At 73.4% G+C, this 1,725-nt stretch carries 1 protein-coding gene; it reads left to right on the top strand.

Annotated features, from left to right (window positions below; all coding sequences use genetic code 11):
* A partial coding sequence (gene mtrB / locus HMPREF3105_RS11115) for an MtrAB system histidine kinase MtrB (RefSeq protein ID WP_070709635.1) occupies positions 1-1,725 on the top strand: 1,725 nt, incomplete at both ends.

The following is a 1,725-nucleotide window of genomic DNA, read 5'->3' as shown; positions in this document are numbered from 1 at the left end:
CCCACGGTCGTGGGGCCCCGGCCCCGCGTGGCGTGCGCTGCGCCGCCGGTGGCGTCGGTCCCTGCGGCTGCGCACGGCGGTGCTCGCGGCCCTGCTCTCGATCCTCGCGGGCCTCGTGGTCGCCGCGTTCCTCACGCAGCAGATCACCCAGGCCCTCTTCGAGGCCCGCTACGAGCAGGTCCAGTCCGAGGCACGCCGTGGCCTGAGCCAGGTGCGCGAGACGTTCGCGCAGACCACCGCCACGGACGCGCAGAGCACGGACGTGCTGGTGACCCAGACCCTGCGCGCCCTCGAAGGCGACTCCGGCACGACGATCCGCCGCCGCTACCACCTCGCCCCGCTGCCGGACTCCGAGTCCGCGTACGTGGGGACGATCTCCTCCGCCGGGCTCGATCCCGCAGTGATCCCCCAGGAGCTGCAGGACGCGGTCGCCTCCGGGCCGGGCGTGTACGACGCGAGCGTGGCGCTGCCGAACCCCGGCGGTGGCACCCGGCCCGGCCTCGTGTTCGGCGCCCAGATGGTGCTGCCCCCGGGTGCCACCTACGGGCTCTACCTCGTCTACGACCTCGCGGACGTCCAGAGCTCGCTCGACTCGGTGCTCAGGGTGCTGCTGGTGTTCGGCGTCGGCTTCCTGGTGATCAACGTGCTGGTCTCGTGGTGGGTCTCGCGGCGTGTGACCCTGCCCGTGCAGCAGGCGGCCCGGGCGGCCGAGTCCCTCTCGAGCGGCAACCTGGCCGTGCGGATGCCGGTCGACGGTGAGGACGAGATGGCCCGCCTGGGCATGTCCTTCAACCGGATGGCGGACAGCATCCAGGAGCAGATCGGCCAGCTCGCCCAGCTGTCCCAGATGCAGCAGCGGTTCGTCTCGGACGTCTCCCATGAGCTGCGCACGCCGCTGACGACCGTGCGGATGGCGGCCGACGTGCTGCACGGCTCACGCGAGGACTTCGACCCGGTCAGCCGACGCTCGACCGAGCTGCTCTACCACCAGGTGGACCGCTTCCAGGCCATGCTCGCGGACCTGCTGGAGATCACCCGGTTCGACGCCGGCGCCGCCACCCCGGCCCTCGAGGCCACGGACATGCTCGAGCTGGCCCGCGACGTCGTGCTCACCTCTCAGCCGCTGGCCGATCAGATCGGCGTGCCCGTGTACATGGTGCCCATGGACCGGGACCGCGCCGACGGCCACGTCGCCTGGGTCGACCCGCGGCGGATCGAACGGATCCTGCGCAACCTGGTGAACAACGCGATCGAGCACGCCGAGGGCCGGCCGGTGGACGTGCTCGTGGCGGCCGACGAGGGGGCCGTCACGTTCGCCGTCGTGGACCACGGCATCGGCATGAGCCCCGAGCAGGTGCAGCGCGTGTTCGACCGGTTCTGGCGCGCCGACCCCTCACGCAAGCGCACCACCGGCGGGTCCGGACTGGGTCTGGCGATCGCCACCGAGGACACCCGGCTGCACGGCGGTCGGCTCGAGGCGTGGGGCGAGCTGGGGGAGGGGTCCACCTTCATGGTGACCCTGCCGCGGGCGCCGCGCCCGGCCACGCAGGGCGCCGAGGCCCCCGAGCCGATCGGCCGCTCCGTGCTGCCCATTCCGCCCCGCTACAGCACGGCGGACCGCCGGTACGCCGATGACCTGTCCCGACCCGTCCCGCAGGAGGCGGACGCCGACGCCGACGCCGTCGGCAGGGTCGCGGACGTCGCCGCCACGGCCGCGGACGCCCC

This window comes from Micrococcus sp. HMSC31B01, from assembly GCF_001816085.1.
Classification (GTDB): Bacteria; Actinomycetota; Actinomycetes; order Actinomycetales; family Micrococcaceae; genus Micrococcus; species Micrococcus luteus.
Note: the sequence above shows the minus strand (reverse complement) of the source record. Positions and strands in the feature narration are given on the sequence as shown.